The 16,414-nt window shown below is 70.4% G+C and carries 13 protein-coding genes and 1 tRNA gene; 9 read left to right on the top strand and 5 right to left on the bottom strand.

The genetic code is table 11. The annotated features are described in order from the left end of the window. Positions 1-294: 294 nt before the first annotated feature. From purS to purM, 7 genes are all read left to right on the top strand, one after another. Positions 295-558: a phosphoribosylformylglycinamidine synthase subunit PurS gene (gene purS, locus ACH4OA_RS08925; protein ID WP_365876876.1), complete on the top strand. Its 264-nt coding sequence runs from the start codon at positions 295-297 to the stop codon at positions 556-558. Continuing rightward, the gene (gene purQ, locus ACH4OA_RS08930; protein WP_365876878.1) at positions 555-1,235 is read left to right on the top strand and encodes a phosphoribosylformylglycinamidine synthase subunit PurQ; all 681 of its coding nucleotides are present in this window, start codon (positions 555-557) and stop codon (positions 1,233-1,235) included. Before purS ends, purQ begins: the two co-directional genes overlap by 4 nt. Beyond that, on the top strand, positions 1,232-3,490 hold the full coding sequence (gene purL / locus ACH4OA_RS08935; protein ID WP_365876880.1) for a phosphoribosylformylglycinamidine synthase subunit PurL: 2,259 nt from the start codon (positions 1,232-1,234) through the stop codon (positions 3,488-3,490). The genes purQ and purL overlap by 4 nt, the downstream gene beginning before the upstream one ends. A 203-nt stretch (positions 3,491-3,693) precedes the next feature. After that, positions 3,694-4,491 carry a sterol carrier family protein gene (locus ACH4OA_RS08940; protein WP_397945841.1) on the top strand — a complete coding sequence of 266 codons (798 nt, stop codon included), beginning with the start codon at positions 3,694-3,696 and terminating at the stop codon, positions 4,489-4,491. A gap of 106 nt (positions 4,492-4,597) precedes the next feature. Further along, the gene (locus tag ACH4OA_RS08945; RefSeq protein WP_397968320.1) at positions 4,598-5,047 is read left to right on the top strand and encodes an META domain-containing protein; all 450 of its coding nucleotides are present in this window, start codon (positions 4,598-4,600) and stop codon (positions 5,045-5,047) included. Between the two features lie 202 nt (positions 5,048-5,249). Beyond that, positions 5,250-6,779 (top strand): amidophosphoribosyltransferase, encoded by a 1,530-nt coding sequence (gene purF, locus ACH4OA_RS08950; RefSeq protein WP_365876886.1) that lies wholly within the window; start codon positions 5,250-5,252, stop codon positions 6,777-6,779. A gap of 35 nt (positions 6,780-6,814) precedes the next feature. After that, entirely contained in the window at positions 6,815-7,879 is a 1,065-nt protein-coding gene (gene purM / locus ACH4OA_RS08955; protein ID WP_397936726.1) for a phosphoribosylformylglycinamidine cyclo-ligase, read from the top strand. Positions 7,880-7,981: 102 nt separating this feature from the next. Here purM and ACH4OA_RS08960 read toward each other — a convergent pair whose 3' ends face one another. Both ACH4OA_RS08960 and ACH4OA_RS08965 read right to left on the bottom strand, forming a co-directional pair. Continuing rightward, on the bottom strand, positions 7,982-8,227 hold the full coding sequence (locus ACH4OA_RS08960) for a DUF3073 domain-containing protein (protein ID WP_365876890.1): 246 nt from the start codon (positions 8,225-8,227) through the stop codon (positions 7,982-7,984). A 273-nt stretch (positions 8,228-8,500) separates the two neighbouring features. Beyond that, a complete protein-coding gene (locus ACH4OA_RS08965) occupies positions 8,501-9,625 on the bottom strand; it encodes a Leu/Phe/Val dehydrogenase (protein ID WP_397968322.1) in 1,125 nt (374 codons plus the stop codon). A gap of 198 nt (positions 9,626-9,823) precedes the next feature. On the opposite strand from ACH4OA_RS08965, the gene ACH4OA_RS08970 reads away from it, so the two are divergent. Both ACH4OA_RS08970 and bldC read left to right on the top strand, forming a co-directional pair. After that, a complete protein-coding gene (locus tag ACH4OA_RS08970) occupies positions 9,824-10,666 on the top strand; it encodes a hypothetical protein (protein WP_365876894.1) in 843 nt (280 codons plus the stop codon). 520 nt (positions 10,667-11,186) lie between these two features. Then, positions 11,187-11,393, top strand: coding sequence for a developmental transcriptional regulator BldC (bldC, locus tag ACH4OA_RS08975; RefSeq protein WP_003949541.1), 207 nt, complete (start codon positions 11,187-11,189; stop codon positions 11,391-11,393). A gap of 474 nt (positions 11,394-11,867) precedes the next feature. Here the strand turns inward: bldC and ACH4OA_RS08980 are convergent, their stop codons facing one another. From ACH4OA_RS08980 to hrpA, 3 genes are all read right to left on the bottom strand, one after another. Beyond that, the gene (locus tag ACH4OA_RS08980; RefSeq protein ID WP_397968325.1) at positions 11,868-12,059 is read right to left on the bottom strand and encodes a DUF6274 family protein; all 192 of its coding nucleotides are present in this window, start codon (positions 12,057-12,059) and stop codon (positions 11,868-11,870) included. Positions 12,060-12,217: 158 nt separating this feature from the next. Beyond that, positions 12,218-12,292 (bottom strand) — tRNA-Asp (locus ACH4OA_RS08985). Positions 12,293-12,385: 93 nt separating this feature from the next. Further along, positions 12,386-16,330, bottom strand: coding sequence for an ATP-dependent RNA helicase HrpA (hrpA, locus tag ACH4OA_RS08990; protein WP_397936729.1), 3,945 nt, complete (start codon positions 16,328-16,330; stop codon positions 12,386-12,388). Positions 16,331-16,414 lie beyond the last annotated feature (84 nt).

Raw genomic sequence — 16,414 nt, forward strand, 5'->3', positions numbered from 1 at the left:
TGCGGCACGTCGTTACAGCTCAACGCCGACGACATGCCGAGTATCGGCTATTGCCAATTCATTTGTACAGTGCCCGGCAATGCAAAGTGAAGCCCGACTAAATCCGTCCGCGTGTCCGGGTGCAATAGGTGCGGCGGGGCGGACTGTGGAACTTTCCCAGAACTTTTCTCGGGTGCGCGGCTCCGACACCCGATCGTGATGCGCCTCACGTACTTTCCTCCAACTCTACCCGCGTAGAAATTTTGTACGGGTAGTCTGAAGGGACCTGCTCAGCACCACACACCGGGAGTGCCAGTGGCACGCGTCGTAGTCGACGTCATGCTCAAGCCGGAGATCCTCGACCCCCAGGGCCAGGCGGTCCAGCGTGCGCTGCCCCGCCTGGGATTCGAAGGGATCTCGGACGTACGTCAGGGAAAGCGTTTCGAACTGGAAGTGGAGGGGCCGGTCGACGAGGCCGCGCTCGCCCGGATCCGCGATCTTGCGGAATCCTTCCTCGCCAACACCGTGATCGAGGACTTCACCGTCCGGGTCGACGAAGTCGCGGAGGCGGCCAAGTGACCGCTCGTATTGGCGTCGTCACTTTCCCGGGCAGCCTGGACGACCGGGACACCCGGCGTGCGGTGCGTATCGCCGGGGCCGAACCGGTGGCCCTCTGGCACAAGGACAAGGACCTCAAGCAGGTCGACGCCGTCGTCCTGTGCGGCGGCTTCTCCTACGGCGACTACCTGCGGGCCGGCGCCATCGCCCGCTTCTCGCCGGTGATGGACTCCGTGATCGAGCAGGCGAAGGCCGGGCTGCCGGTCCTCGGCATCTGCAACGGCTTCCAGATCCTCACCGAGGCCCACCTCCTGCCGGGCGCCATGCTGGGCAACGACCACCTCCACTTCATCTGCCGCGACCAGAAGCTGCGGGTGGAGAACGCGGAGACCTCCTGGACCAGCGACTACCGCGCCGGCCAGGAGATCCACGTCCCGCTGAAGAACATGGACGGCCGGTACGTCGCCGACCCCTACACGCTGGACAAGCTGGAGGCCGAGGGCCGGGTCGCCTTCCGGTACCTCGACTTCAACCCGAACGGCTCGCTCAACGACATCGCCGGCGTCACCAACGAGGCCGGGAACGTCGTCGGCCTCATGCCGCACCCCGAGCACGCCGTCGAGCCGCTGATCGGTTCCGGCCGGACCGACGGGCTCCCGTTCTTCACGTCGATCCTCAAGAAGCTGGTGGGCGCATGAGCCGGACGCCTCTGGACACGGTCGGGCACGCGGCCGCGACCCCCGACGTCGAGCTGCCCTGGGCCGAACTCGGTCTGAAGAAGGACGAGTACGAGCGGGTGGTGGAGATCCTCGGCCGCCGCCCGACCGGCGCCGAACTCGCCATGTACTCGGTCATGTGGTCCGAGCACTGTTCGTACAAGTCCTCCAAGGTCCACCTGCGCCAGTTCGGCGAGAAGGCGCCGCAGTCGGACGCGCTGCTCGTCGGCATCGGCGAGAACGCCGGCGTGGTGGACGTCGGCCAGGGCTACGCGGTCACCTTCAAGGTCGAGTCGCACAACCACCCGTCGTACGTCGAGCCCTACCAGGGCGCGGCCACCGGTGTCGGCGGCATCGTCCGCGACATCATCGCGATGGGCGCCCGCCCGGTCGCGGTCGTGGACCCGCTGCGCTTCGGCGCCGCCGACCACCCCGACACCAAGCGCGTCCTGCCGGGCGTGGTCGCGGGCATCGGCGGCTACGGCAACTGCCTGGGCCTGCCCAACATCGGCGGCGAGGTCGTCTTCGACGCCTGCTACCAGGGCAACCCGCTGGTCAACGCCGGCGCCATCGGTGTGATGCGGCACGAGGACATCCACCTGGCGAAGGCGTCCGGCGCGGGCAACAAGGTCATCCTCTACGGCGCCCGGACCGGCGGCGACGGCATCGGCGGCGCCTCCATCCTGGCCTCCGAGACCTTCGACGACGCCAAGCCCTCCAAGCGCCCCGCCGTCCAGGTCGGCGACCCCTTCCAGGAGAAGCTGCTCATCGAGTGCACCCTGGAGGCCTTCCGGGAGAAGCTGGTCGTCGGCATCCAGGACCTCGGCGCGGCCGGTCTGTCCTGCGCGACGAGCGAGCTGGCGTCCAACGGCTCCGGCGGCATGCGCGTCACCCTGGACGACGTCCCGCTGCGCGACTCCACGCTCTCGCCCGAGGAGATCCTCATGAGCGAGTCGCAGGAGCGCATGTGCGCGGTCGTGGAGCCGGACAAGGTCGGCCGCTTCCTGGAGATCTGCGAGAAGTGGGACGTCATCGCCACCGTCATCGGCGAGGTGACCGACGGCGACCGGCTGGAGATCTTCTGGCACGGCGAGAAGATCGTGGACGTCGACCCGCGCACGGTCGCGCACGACGGCCCGGTCTACGAGCGTCCGTACGCCCGTCCCGACTGGCAGGACGCCCTCCAGGCCGACGACGCGAACAAGCTGCCCCGCCCGGAGACGGCCGAGGAGCTGAAGGCCCAGGTCCTGAAGCTGGTCGGCTCGCCGAACCAGGCGTCGAAGCAGTGGATCACCTCCCAGTACGACCACTTCGTGCAGGGCAACACCGTCCTCGCCCAGCCGGAGGACTCCGGCATGATCCGCGTGGACGAGGAGACCGGGCTCGGCGTCGCCATCGCGACGGACGGCAACGGCCGGTACGCGAAGCTGGACCCGTACACGGGCGCCCAGCTCGCCCTCGCCGAGGCGTACCGGAACGTGGCCACCACCGGCGCCAGGCCGCTGGCCGTCTCCGACTGCCTGAACTTCGGCTCGCCCGAGGACCCGGCCGTGATGTGGCAGTTCGCGGAGGCCGTGCGCGGCCTGGCGGACGGCTGCCTCCAGCTCGGCACCCCGGTGACCGGCGGCAACGTCTCGCTGTACAACCAGACCGGCGAGGCCGCCATCCACCCCACCCCGGTGGTGGCCGTGCTCGGCGTGATCGACGACGTCGCCCGCCGCACCCCGGTCGCCTTCCAGGAGGAGGGCCAGCTGCTCTACCTCCTCGGCGACACCCGGGAGGAGTTCGGCGGCTCGGCCTGGTCCCAGGTGATCCACGACCACCTCGGCGGCCTGCCGCCGGCGGTGGACCTGGAGCGGGAGCGGCTGCTCGCCGAGATCCTGATCTCCGCCTCCCGCGACGGCATGATCGACTCCGCGCACGACCTGTCCGACGGCGGTCTGGTCCAGGCCGTGGTCGAGTCCGCGCTGCTCGGCGGCAAGGGCGCGCGGCTGGTCGTACCGGACGGGCTGGACGCCTTCACCTTCCTGTTCTCCGAGTCGGCCGGGCGCGCCGTCGTCGCCGTGCCGCGCTCGGAGGAGGTGCGGTTCAACGACATGTGCGGTGCGCGCGGCCTGCCGGCCACCCGTATCGGTGTCGTGGACGGCGACGCGGTGGAGGTCCAGGGCGAGTTCACGCTGACCCTGGCCGAGCTGCGCGAGGCACACGAGAGCACGATCCCGGCGCTGCTGGCCTAGCCGGGACCCGCCGCGTCACCGGCCGGCCGGGACAGCGCACCCGGCCGGCCGCTCCGGCGGTGTCACGGACGCGGCGGGCCCGCCCGGTGCCCCGGGCGGGCCTTCCGCGTCTGCGGACGGCCCGCGGGGAACCGGGCGAAGTCACGGCCGGCGCCCCTGTATTGACTCGTCGGGCGGGGTCGCGCCCGCATAGGCTCGGCGCCATGCCACCGGTCAGGAAACGCGCGCGCAGCTACGACCCCGCCAGGACCCGGGCCGCGGTCCTCGCCCAGCTCGGCCACGTACGGGAGGCCGTCCGCGGGCTCGACGCCGGGCGGCTCGCCCTGCCCACCCGGCTCGGCGACTGGACCGTACGGGACCTGGCCGCGCACATCGGCATGGCCGTCACCGCCGTGCAGCGGGCCGCGGACCGGCCGGCGCCGCCGAGACAGGACGTCCAGGTGGCCGAGTGGGCCTTCGCACCCGCCGGCAACTCCGCCGCCATCGCCGACGCCACCCGGAAACTGGCCGCGGACCATCCGGACCTCGACGCCTACCTCGCCGACGCCGAGCAGGGCCTGCGCGCCCTGCTCGACGGGCAGCCCGGCGGCCGGCTGCTGGAGACCAGCGCGGGCGCCCTGCCGCTCGACGACTACCTGGTCACCCGGACCGTCGAACTCGTCGTCCACACCGACGACCTGAACGCCGCCGTCCCGGGCCTCGACGTGCCCCAGGACCGGCAGGCGCTGGCCGCCGCCACCCGGCTGCTCGCCGACGCCCTCGCCGTGAAGGCGCCCGGCGGCTCTACCGAGGTGCGGGTGCCGCCGTACGCCGTCGTGCAGTGCGTGGAAGGGCCCCGGCACACCCGCGGCACCCCGCCGAACGTCGTGGAGACCGACCCGCTGACCTGGATCCGGCTCGCCACCGGCCGGCTGGCCTGGGCGGACGCGGTGGCCGGCGCGCAGGTCAGCGCGAGCGGGGAGCGGGCGGACCTGGGCGGCCTGCTGCCGTTGCTGGCGTGACCGCGGCGCGGGGCGGGCGGCCGTACGCCACGCCGCTGCCCCGCGTGCCGTGACCGCCGTCCGCAAGGCGGCGGAACCGGGGGCCGCCCGGGCGCGTCGAACCGGCATGAAACGGTACAAGAAGCGTCTGCTCCTGGCCGCGTTCCCGCTTCTGGTGGCCTGCGGTGCCGAAAAGGCGGACAGTGGTGCGATGGCCGCGTCCGAACCGGTGACCGGCGTCGAATGGCGGGTCGACAGCGTCACCGCCGGCGGCGCCCGCCACAGCGCGCCCCCCGGCGCCGCGCCCCGCCTGCGCATCGGCACCGACGGCACCGCGGCCGGCAACCTCGGCTGCAACCGGTTCAGCGCCCACGCCACCGTGCACGGCGACCGGATCACCTTCGGCGCGCTGCGCACCACCCGGATGGCCTGCGACCGGGCCCGGATGGACTTCGAACGGGCCCTCGCCCGGGTGCTCGACGGCCAGACGCTCACCGGCGCCGCCGGCCCCGGCGGCCTCACGCTCACCAGCGGTCACGGTGACCGCGTGCACCTCACCCGTGGCACTCCCGGCTGATGTGCGACACCTCACTCGAAGAGCCCGGGAAACCTTTACCCAGGGCCTCGCGCGGCCCGCCCCGGAACCGGCCGGTCCGCCATGTTATGCGGTCTGACCTGCGAAGACGTAGAAACCACCAAGAGGGTCCCACGGGCACGTCCACAGGCGGCGGCCCCTCCCCAATTCGGACCAGTGGTCGACCTCGCCTACACTCGGTGGCGTGCCACGTGGTGACGGTCGACTCAATCACGATCTGCTTCCCGGCGAAAAGGGCCCCCAGGACGCTTGCGGCGTCTTCGGCGTCTGGGCTCCGGGTGAAGAGGTCGCAAAGCTCACGTACTTCGGGCTCTACGCCCTCCAGCACCGGGGTCAGGAATCCGCGGGAATCGCGGTCAGCAACGGCTCCCAGATCCTCGTCTTCAAGGACATGGGCCTGGTCTCCCAGGTCTTCGACGAAACCTCGCTCGGTTCGCTCCAGGGTCATATCGCGGTCGGACACGCCCGCTACTCGACCACCGGCGCCTCCGTGTGGGAAAACGCCCAGCCGACGTTCCGTGCCACCGGGCACGGTTCGATCGCGCTCGGCCACAACGGCAACCTGGTCAACACGGCGCAGCTCGCCGAGATGGTCGCCGCCCTGCCCAACGACAACAACAGCCGCTCCACCCGGGTCGCGGCCACCAACGACACCGACCTGCTGACGGCCCTGCTGGCCGCCCAGGTCGACGAGGACGGCAAGCCGCTGACCGTCGAGGCGGCCGCCCACGCGGTCCTGCCGCAGGTGCGGGGCGCCTTCTCGCTCGTCTTCATGGACGAGCACACCCTCTATGCCGCCCGTGACCCGCAGGGCATCCGCCCGCTGGTCCTCGGCCGCCTGGAGCGCGGCTGGGTGGTCGCCTCCGAGAGCGCCGCCCTGGACATCACCGGCGCCAGCTATGTGCGGGAGATCGAGCCGGGCGAGTTCGTCGCCATCGACGAGAACGGCCTGCGCAGCTCCCGATTCGCGGAAGCGAAGCCCAAGGGCTGTGTCTTCGAGTACGTGTACCTGGCCCGCCCGGACACCGACATCGCCGGCCGGAACGTGTACCTCTCCCGGGTCGAGATGGGCCGCCGGCTGGCCAAGGAGGCCCCGGCCGAGGCCGATCTGGTCATAGCGACCCCGGAATCCGGCACCCCGGCCGCCATCGGCTACGCGGAGGCGTCCGGCATCCCCTTCGGCGCCGGCCTGGTGAAGAACGCCTATGTGGGCCGTACGTTCATCCAGCCCTCGCAGACCATCCGCCAGCTCGGCATCCGGCTGAAGCTGAACCCGCTGAAGGAAGTCATCAAGGGCAAGCGCCTGGTCGTCGTCGACGACTCGATCGTGCGCGGCAACACCCAGCGGGCCCTGGTCCGCATGCTCCGCGAGGCGGGCGCCGCCGAGGTGCACATCCGCATCTCCTCCCCGCCCGTGAAGTGGCCCTGCTTCTTCGGCATCGACTTCGCCACCCGCGCGGAGCTGATCGCCAACGGCATGACCATCGAGGAGATCGGCACCAGCCTCGGCGCCGACTCCCTCGCCTACATCTCCCTCGACGGCATGATCGAGGCGACCACGATCGCCAAGCCGAACCTGTGCCGCGCCTGCTTCGACGGCGAGTACCCGATGGAGCTGCCGGACCCGGAGCTGCTCGGCAAGCAGCTGCTGGAGACCGAGCTGGCCGCCGGTCCCGCCGCCACGGCCGCGGCCGACGCGATCCGCCGCCCGTAACACCCCCGCAGTACGACACGAAAGCTCTCACAGCCATGTCTGAGACAACTGGTGCCAGCTACGCAGCGGCGGGCGTCGACATCGAGGCGGGCGACCGCGCCGTCGAGCTGATGAAGGAGTGGGTGAAGAAGACCCAGCGCCCCGAGGTCCTGGGCGGCCTCGGCGGCTTCGCCGGGCTCTTCGACGCCTCCGCCCTCAAGCGCTACGAGCGCCCGCTCCTCGCCTCCGCCACGGACGGCGTCGGCACGAAGGTCGACATCGCCCGCCGCCTGGGCGTCTACGACACCATCGGCCACGACCTGGTCGCCATGGTGATGGACGACATCGTGGTGTGCGGCGCCGAGCCGCTGTTCATGACCGACTACATCTGCGTCGGCAAGGTGCACCCGGAGCGGGTCGCGGCCATCGTCAAGGGCATCGCGGAAGGCTGTGTGCTGGCCGGCTGCGCCCTGGTGGGCGGCGAGACGGCCGAACACCCCGGTCTGCTGGGCGAGGACGACTTCGACGTCGCCGGGGCCGGTACGGGCGTCGTGGAGGCCGACCGGCTGCTGGGCGCGGACCGCATCCGCACGGGTGACACCGTGATCGCCATGGCGTCCTCCGGTCTTCACTCCAACGGGTACTCCCTGGTCCGCCACGTCCTGCTGAACACGGCCGGCCTGGCGCTGGAGGCGGAGATCGCGGAGCTGGGCCGCACCCTCGGCGAGGAGCTGCTGGAGCCCACGAAGATCTACTCGCTGGACTGCCTGGCGCTGACCCGCACCGCCGAGGTGCACGCCTTCAGCCACATCACCGGCGGCGGGCTCGCCGCCAACCTGGCCCGGGTGATCCCGGACGGCCTGCACGCCGTGGTCGACCGCTCCACCTGGAGCCCGGGCGCCATCTTCGACCTGGTCGGCAGGACCGGGCAGGTGGAGCGCCTGGAGCTGGAGAAGACCCTGAACATGGGCGTGGGCATGATGGCGATCGTGCCGGCGGAGTCCACCGACGTGGCCCTCACGACCCTGGCCGACCGGGGAGTGGACGCCTGGGTGGCCGGCGAGATCACCGGGCGTGGCGAGAAGACGACCGGCGCCGAGCTGGTGGGCGACTACGCGTGAGGCAGGGCCTCCGGGTGTCCGGAGGCAGCACGAAACCCGGTCCGGTGCTGAACGCCCCGGACCGGGAAAGTGCGGCGAAGATGCGGCTTGCGCGCCGCAGGCCTACGCGCCTCGACGATGCTGTGAGGGACCCTCGTCCTCGTCGTCGTCCTCGTAGAGGTCGGCGTAACGGGAGTACAGGTCGTCGTCGTCATGCTCATCGTCCGTGAAACGGTCGCCGTTAGGCGGCTGATTCGACGTCGATGCGCCCAGCTCCTCGGCCAGGCGTGAGAGATCCGTCCCGCCGCTGTTGTACTTCAGCTGGCGGGCGACCTTCGTCTGCTTGGCCTTGGCCCGGCCGCGCCCCATGGCTCGACCCCCTCAACGACGGGGCTCGACGGCCCCAGAGTCTGACACGCGTTCATGTTCCGGATCGGACTCTCCGTGGAGAGGCCGGTCCGTAGGGCTTCCACGGTACCTGAGCCCGCGGCCCTACGGTACGTCGCCCGCAGCACGCGCGTCTGCCCAGGACCTTCGAGGCGCCCTGTCCTCGCTGGTCAGTGGCGATTTTAACCACTTCTCGGGGAACGACCCGCCGGGGGAAGTGAGAGTTCTCTCGAAGTTCCCGCCGGCGGGTACCGCTCAGGTGTGCGAAAGGGTGGCGTCCGCGGCCCGGGCCGCGCGCGCGTCGGCCATCCGCTGCTCGGCGATCCGGTCGGCCGCGGCGGCCGGCGGAATCCCGTCCTTCTTCGCACGTGCGAATATGGCCAGCGTGGTGTCGAAGATCTGCGCGGCCTTCGCCCGGCACCGGTCGAAGTCGAAGCCGTGCAGCTCGTCGGCCACCTGGATGACCCCGCCCGCGTTCACCACGTAGTCCGGCGCGTAGAGGATCCCGCGGTCGGCGAGGTCCTTCTCCACACCCGGGTGGGCCAGCTGGTTGTTGGCCGCACCGCAGACGATCCCGGCGGTGAGCACCGGCACGGTCAGGTCGTTCAGGGCGCCGCCGAGAGCGCACGGCGCGTAGATGTCGAGTCCCTCGGTCCGGATCAGCGCCTCGGTGCCGGCGACGGCCGTCACTCCGGCGGGGTGCTCGTCCAGGACGCGCCGGACGGCCTCCGCGCGCACGTCCGTGATCAGGACCTCGGCGCCCTCGTCGAGCAGGTGGCGCACCAGGTGGTGGCCGACCTTGCCGACCCCGGCGACACCGACCCTGCGGCCGCGCAGCGAGGGGTCGCCCCACAGGTGCTGGGCCGAGGCGCGCATGCCTTGGTAGACACCGAAGGCGGTGAGCACCGAGGAGTCGCCGGCGCCGCCGTTCTCGGGCGAGCGGCCGGTGGTCCAGCGGCACTCGCGGGCCACGACGTCCATGTCGGCGACGTACGTGCCGACGTCGCAGGCGGTGACGTAGCGGCCGCCGAGGGAGGCGACCATGCGGCCGTAGGCGAGGAGCAGCTCCTCGGTCTTGTCGCGCTCCGGGTCGCCGATGATCACGGCCTTGCCGCCGCCGTGGCCGAGCCCGGCCATGGCGTTCTTGTACGACATCCCGCGCGCGAGGTTCAGCGCGTCGGCGACGGCCTCGGCCTCGGTCGCGTACGGGTAGAAGCGCGTGCCGCCGAGGGCGGGGCCCAGGGCGGTGGAGTGGACGGCGATCACGGCCTTGAGGCCGCTGGCGCGGTCCTGGCAGAGCACGACCTGCTCATGGCCGCCCTGGTCGGAGTGGAACAGGGTGTGCAGGACATCGGCAGGCGCGCCGGTTACGTCGGTCACTGTGGTGACTCCTGTGGACTAGCGGCGAGTGGGTCGGTCCCCGTACGGGTGGCGAGGAGCCGTGGCATGAGCGTAGAGCCTCGGCCCCGTCACCATCCGCTGCGTGTTCAGGATCACTCTCACGGGGCCCTGGCGCACGGATGACCGTGGCACGATGCGCAGTGGTTTCGAGCCGGGCCCACCGGGGAGGGAGCAGGCGTGCCGAAGGTGTCTTCCGTGGTCGTCCCCTATGCCGCCTACCTGCGTGTGTACGAGCCGCTGGGCGCCTTCCCGGAAGCCGAGCGCGCGCACTGGGCGCGCTACGCCCGCCGCCCCGACCGCCCCTCGTACCAGGACGAACTGCGCTCCTCCCTGGCCGACTTGGTGGCCGTCCCGCCGATCGCGGTCCCGGTGCGGGAGAGCGGGGACGCCTTCGTGCTGGAGGTGGACGGGGTCGTCTGCGTCTGCCCGTGGCGGACCCGGCTGCGCGGCTGGCAGGCCCTGGACGGGCCGGCGGAGGAACTGCCCCCGCCGGTGCTGGACGCCGTGCTGCCGCCGGTGGTGCGCCGGCAGGCCGCGCAGGACTACGAGCGCTGGCTGGCCCGCAACCCCGACGCCCGCCCGTGGATCCGCACCGCGACCTGGCACGTGCCGCTGAACTGGTTCGTGCTGGTCGCGGACGACGAGCGGCGGTACGACAAGGGGACCGCCGACGTGCCGCCGGTGCTGCGCTACCGCACGCCGATGGTGCAGGCCCGGCGCCGGGTGGCCCGGGCACTGCGGGCGCTGCGGGACGCCGTCGAGGACAGCGCGCTGACCGACGGGCTGCTGGACGTCGGCCGCTGGCTGGAGGAGTTCCACCCGCGCTCGCTGGTGGAGCTGGACTACGGCGGACTGGTGCACGTGCTGCCGGCGGGCGAGCTGGAGGACGACCACTCGGCGGCGGACGTGGCCGCCGGTATCGAGGCGCTGCGCCGGGGCGACGGAACGGCCGCCGCGGAGGCGTACGGACGGCTGGTGGAGCGCTGGCGGGCGGTCCGGGACCGGCGTTCCGCGAACTGAGTGACGTGCGTCACGGCCAAACCGGTGCCGGACGACGTACGTTCTCTCTCGCTTCGACCGGCTGACGGAATGTTGGTCCGGATCTGGACTTTTGTCCCAAGGGTGATGGACGGCACTTACAAGGCCCTTGCCCTGGAAGCCACCCCTCGTGCCAAAATAGGACAAGGAGTCCGGGGAGGACTCCGTCCGTCCACCTATGCTCAACTGTGGGCGGAATCTCAGCATTGCACGCTTTGGGGGGTCCGGTGACTCCTGAACGCCGCTGTGACTGATCGTCACAGTGGCGTGACTGTCCGCTATGGCATGGTCCATCGGCTTCCGTCGCTGATGAACACCTGGGAGGGCAATTCCATCGGTTTGGCCGACGCGGCTGGACAGATGGTGTAGTTGTAGTGCCGAGGACAAGCCGTTCGTCCTATAACCGACTCGACTCGCGTCCGCCATTTCGGGCAACGCGGGTCAAGGTGCAGAATTTAGAGGAAAGAACCGAGAAGGTTCGGTTCTCCCGAGGAGGCCGCTCATGACCGCTCGCACCCCTGATGCCGAGCCGCTGCTGACCCCGGCTGAGGTCGCCACCATGTTCCGTGTCGACCCCAAGACGGTCACGCGGTGGGCGAAGGCCGGCAAGCTCACGTCCATCCGCACGCTCGGTGGGCACCGCCGCTACCGCGAGGCCGAGGTTCGCGCACTGCTGGCGGGCATCCCGCAGCAGCGCAGCGAGGCCTGAACAACTCCATAACCGGGCAAGACGGACGGTCCCCCAACCGGCCGAGGCGCCCGAAACCCTAGCTCCAAGCGACGCGGGACCTGCCCCAACAGGTCCCTCACCCAAGCCGAAGACAACGTTGTAGGCAAGCGACACAGGGTGCGTCGTCGATCGCGCTGGACTCCGCCGGGTCCAGCGCGATTTTTTTGTGCGCGGGAGCCGGGACGGGGCGGTGCCGGTGGGCGTCCTTGTCGGAGTCTGGGGATGCCTGTCGGAACCGCTGTGCGCGCGTCATGGGCACGGTGCAATTGCACATATTAAATTGACCTGTTGTATGACAGGGGTAAATGCCTCTGTTTTCCATGCTCATGCGGTGACTCCCGTCACACGGCAGGATGCTTGCCGCCCGCGACCCGCATGCGCTAAAGAAGTGTGTTCTTCTCAGAGTCCCACCGCTGTACGGGTGTTGGGGCTCCGTGGGGCCCGGGGTCCGCTTCACGCGCGCCGCGGCCGGCCGTCCTCGACGGCGTCCCGTCCGCTCTCCTGGTCGTGCTGCCCGGTGTCCATCGCCAGGCGCAGCAGGCGGTGACAGACGGGGCAGTGGCGGGTGAGGTGCCGGTAGGACGAGGCGGCCGCCAGATGGGCCCTCAGGAGCGCTCGGGTCTCGTGCCTGACCGACGTAGCCATACGCCACCTCCAGGGGCCGCACAGAGGGAACGGGCCCTGCTCCCTGGGTACCGAGGGAAGGCGGCCCCGTCAACCCGGCGCGCTGCCCGGGTCGCCTCCCGGGCGGGCATACGACTGAGGCCCGCATCCCTGACGGGATGCGGGCCTCAGCCTTCATGCGGTCCTGACGGGATTTGAACCCGCGGCCTCCACCTTGACAGGGTGGCGAGCACTCCAAACTGCTCCACAGGACCTTGCTCGCGGCGCTTGTTCGTGCGTTGCGCTGCGAGAAGGACTGTACAGGAGGGTGAGGGTCCTGGTCGAACTCACCCTCCGTACGGCAGCGGTTACGGCAGTGCCGCGTCGATCGCCTTCACGATCCGCTTGTCCGAGACCGGGTACGCCGTGCCCAGCGCGTGGGCGAAGTAGCTGACCCGGAGCTCCTCGATCATCCAGCGGATGTCCAGCACCTGCTGCGGCACCGGGCGGCCCTGGGGGAGCTGTTCCAGCAGCCAGGCGTACTCGTCGCGCATCTCGTGGACCTTCTCCATGCGGGTGGTGTCCCGCTGGACGTTGGCCGGCATCTGCTGCAGGCGCCGGTCGGCGGCCACCAGATAGCGCATCAGGTCGGGCAGCCGCCGTATGCCGGCCCAGGTGACGAAACCGGGCTTCACGAGGGCGTCGAGCTGCTTGCGCACGTCCGTCAGGTTCGCCAGCAGCACGGGGCTCGAGACGGCCTTCAGACGGCGCTCACAGGCCTGCCAGGCGGCGAGTACCTGCTGCACCTGGGCCACCGTGCGGACCGTGGTGTCCACGATCTCCGCGCGCACCTTGTCGTACAGCTTGCGGTACGACTCCTCGTCCCACGCCGGGCCGCCGAAGTCAGCGATCAGCTTGTCCGCCGCGGCCGTCGCGCAGTCGTCGAACAGGGCCTGGATCGACCCGTGCGGATTCGCGGACAGGGCCAGCTTCTGCTGGTTCGTCAGTTTCTCGGACGCGAACTTGGCCGGGTTCACCGGGATGTTGCGCAGGATCAGCCGGCGGGTGCCCTTCCACATGGCCTCGGCCTGCTCGGCCTCCGTGTCGAACAGACGGACCGACACCGTGTCACCGTCGTCCACCAGCGCCGGATACGCCTTCACCGGCTGGCCGGCCCGGCGCGTCTCGAACACCCGGGTCAGCGTGCCGATCGTCCAGTCCGTGAGGCCCCTGCGCTCCAGCGACTCGCCGCCCTCGCGGGACGCGGTGGCCGCCGCGGCCTGGGACAGGGCCTGGCGCGCCTTCGGCTTCAGCCGCAGCTTCAGCGTCTCCAGGTCCTTGTCCTCGGCCAGCTTCCGGCGCCGCTCGTCGACGATCCGGAAGGTGATCTTCAGATGGTCGGGGACCTTCGCCCAGTCGAAGTCGTCCGCCTCGAAGGGCACGCCGACCATCCGCTTCAGCTCGCGGGCCATCGTGACGGCCAGCGGTTCCTGGAGCGGCACCGCCCTCTCCAGGAACGCCTTCGCGTAGTTCGGCGCCGGTACGTAGTGGCGGCGGATCGGCTTGGGCAGGGAGCGGATCAGCTCCGTCACGACCTCCTCGCGCAGCCCCGGGATCTGCCAGTCGAAGCCCTCGTCCGTGACCTGGTTGAGCACCTGGAGCGGGATGTGCACCGTCACACCGTCGGCGTCCGCGCCCGGCTCGAACTGGTAGGTGACCTTGAACTTCAGGGCGCCCTGGCGCCAGGTGTCCGGGTAGTCGGCCTTGGTGACCGCCTCCGCCGACTCCCGGATGAGCATCTCCCGCTCGAAGTCCAGGAAGTCCGGCTGCTCCTGCCGCTTGCGCTTCCACCAGGAGTCGAAGTGGGCGCCGGAGACGACGTGGGCGGGCACCCGCTGGTCGTAGAAGTCGAACAGCGTCTCGTCGTCCACGACGATGTCGCGGCGCCGGGCGCGGTGCTCCAGCTCCTCGACCTCGCTGAGGAGTCTGCGGTTGTCGGCGAAGAACTTGTGGTGGGTGCGCCAGTCGCCCTCCACGAGCGCGTTGCGGATGAACAGCTCGCGGCTCGTCTCCGGGTCGATGCGGCCGTAGTTCACCTTCCGCTGGGCGACGATCGGGACGCCGTACAGCGTGACCTTCTCGTACGCCATCACGGCCGCCTGGTCCTTCTCCCAGTGCGGTTCGCTGTAGGTGCGCTTGAGCAGGTGCCCGGCGAGCGGTTCGACCCACTCCGGCTCGATCCTGGCGTTGACCCGCGCCCACAGCCGGCTCGTCTCCACCAGCTCGGCCGACATCAGGAACTTCGGCTGCTTCCGGAACAGCGCCGAGCCCGGGAAGACGGCGAACTTGGCGCTGCGGGCGCCCAGGTACTCGTTCTTGTTGCCGTCCTTCACGTCCTTCATCCCGATGTGGGACAGGAGGCCGGCCAGGAGGGAGACATGGACGCGGTCGGCCGGGGCGTCGTCCTCGTTGAGGTGGATGCCCATCTGCTTGGCGACCGTGCGCAGCTGCGTGTAGATGTCCTGCCATTCGCGGATGCGCAGGAAGTTCAGGTACTCCTGCTTGCACATCCGGCGGAAGGAGCTGGAGCCCCGCTCCTTCTGCTGCTCGCGCAGATAGCGCCACAGGTTCAGATAGGCGAGGAAGTCGCTGGTCTCGTCCTTGAAGCGGGCGTGCTGCTGGTCGGCCTGGGCCTGTTTGTCGGCCGGGCGCTCGCGCGGGTCCTGGATGGACAGCGCGGCGGCGATGACCATGACCTCGCGGACGCAGCCGTTCTTGTCGGCCTCCAGCACCATCCGGGCCAGCCGCGGGTCGACCGGCAGCTGGGCCAGCTTGCGGCCGGTGTCCGTGAGCCGCTTGCGCGGGTCCTTCTGGGCCGGGTCCAGCGCGCCCAGCTCCTGGAGCAGCTGCACGCCGTCGCGGATGTTGCGGTGGTCCGGCGGGTCGATGAACGGGAACTTCTCGATGTCGCCGAGGCCGGCCGCGGTCATCTGGAGGATGACGGAGGCGAGGTTCGTGCGCAGGATCTCCGCGTCCGTGAACTCCGGGCGGGCCAGGAAGTCGTCCTCGGAGTACAGCCGGATGCAGATGCCGTCGGAGGTACGGCCGCAGCGGCCCTTGCGCTGGTTGGCGCTGGCCTGGGAAACCGGCTCGATGGGCAGCCGCTGCACCTTGGTGCGGTGGCTGTACCGGCTGATCCGGGCGAAGCCGGGGTCGATGACGTACTTGATGCCCGGGACGGTCAGGGAGGTCTCGGCGACGTTGGTCGCCAGCACGATCCGGCGGCCGGTGTGCGGCTGGAAGACCCGGTGCTGCTCGGCGTGGGACAGCCGCGCGTACAGCGGCAGGACCTCCGTGGAGCGGTACCTCTTCTTCTCCAGGGCGTCCGCGGTGTCCCGGATCTCCCGCTCGCCGGAGAGGAAGACGAGGATGTCGCCGGGGCCCTCGCCCATCAGCTCCTCTACGGCGTCGGTGATGGCGGTGATCTGGTCCCGGTCGGCGTCCTCGGCGTCCTCCTCCAGCAGCGGCCGGTAGCGCACCTCCACCGGATACGTCCGCCCGCTGACCTCGATGATCGGCGCGTCGCCGAAGTGCCGGGAGAAGCGCTCGGGGTCGATCGTCGCGGAGGTGATGACGACCTTCAGGTCCGGGCGTTCCGGCAGCAGCCGGGCCAGGTAGCCGAGCAGGAAGTCGATGTTCAGGGACCGCTCGTGGGCCTCGTCGATGATGATCGTGTCGTAGGCGCGCAGCTCGCGGTCGGTCTGGATCTCGGCGAGCAGGATGCCGTCCGTCATCAGCTTGACGAAGGTGGCGTCCGGGTTCACCTGGTCGGTGAAGCGGACCTTCCAGCCGACGGCCTCGCCGAGCGGGGTCTTCAGCTCCTCGGCGACGCGTTCGGCGACGGTGCGGGCGGCGATCCGGCGCGGCTGGGTGTGCCCGATCATGCCGCGCACGCCCCGGCCCAGCTCCATACAGATCTTGGGGATCTGCGTGGTCTTCCCGGAGCCGGTCTCACCGGCCACGATGACGACCTGGTGGTCGCGGATGGCGTCCGCGATCTCGTCCTTCTTCTGGCTGACCGGCAGCTGCTCGGGATAGGTGACGGCCGGGACGCGGGAGCGCCGCTCGGCCATCCGTTCCGCGGCGCGGCCGATCTCGGTCTCGATCTCGGTGAGGACGGCGGTGCGCGCCTCGGGCTTACGGATCTTGCGCGCGCCCTCCAGCCGCCGCCCGAGCCGGTGCGCGTCGCGCAGCGACAGCTCGGTCAGGCGGGAGGCGAGGGTGCCGAGGGCGGGGGCGGGATGCGTAGACATACGCGATCCAGGATCTCACCTCGGCGGAAAATCACGCGAACGATTTGACTCGGGGCGAGATATCACTACATGACCTAGCGTGGT

Origin of the sequence: Streptomyces sp. NPDC017095 (genome assembly GCF_044332325.1) — a bacterium.
Classification (GTDB): Bacteria; Actinomycetota; Actinomycetes; order Streptomycetales; family Streptomycetaceae; genus Streptomyces.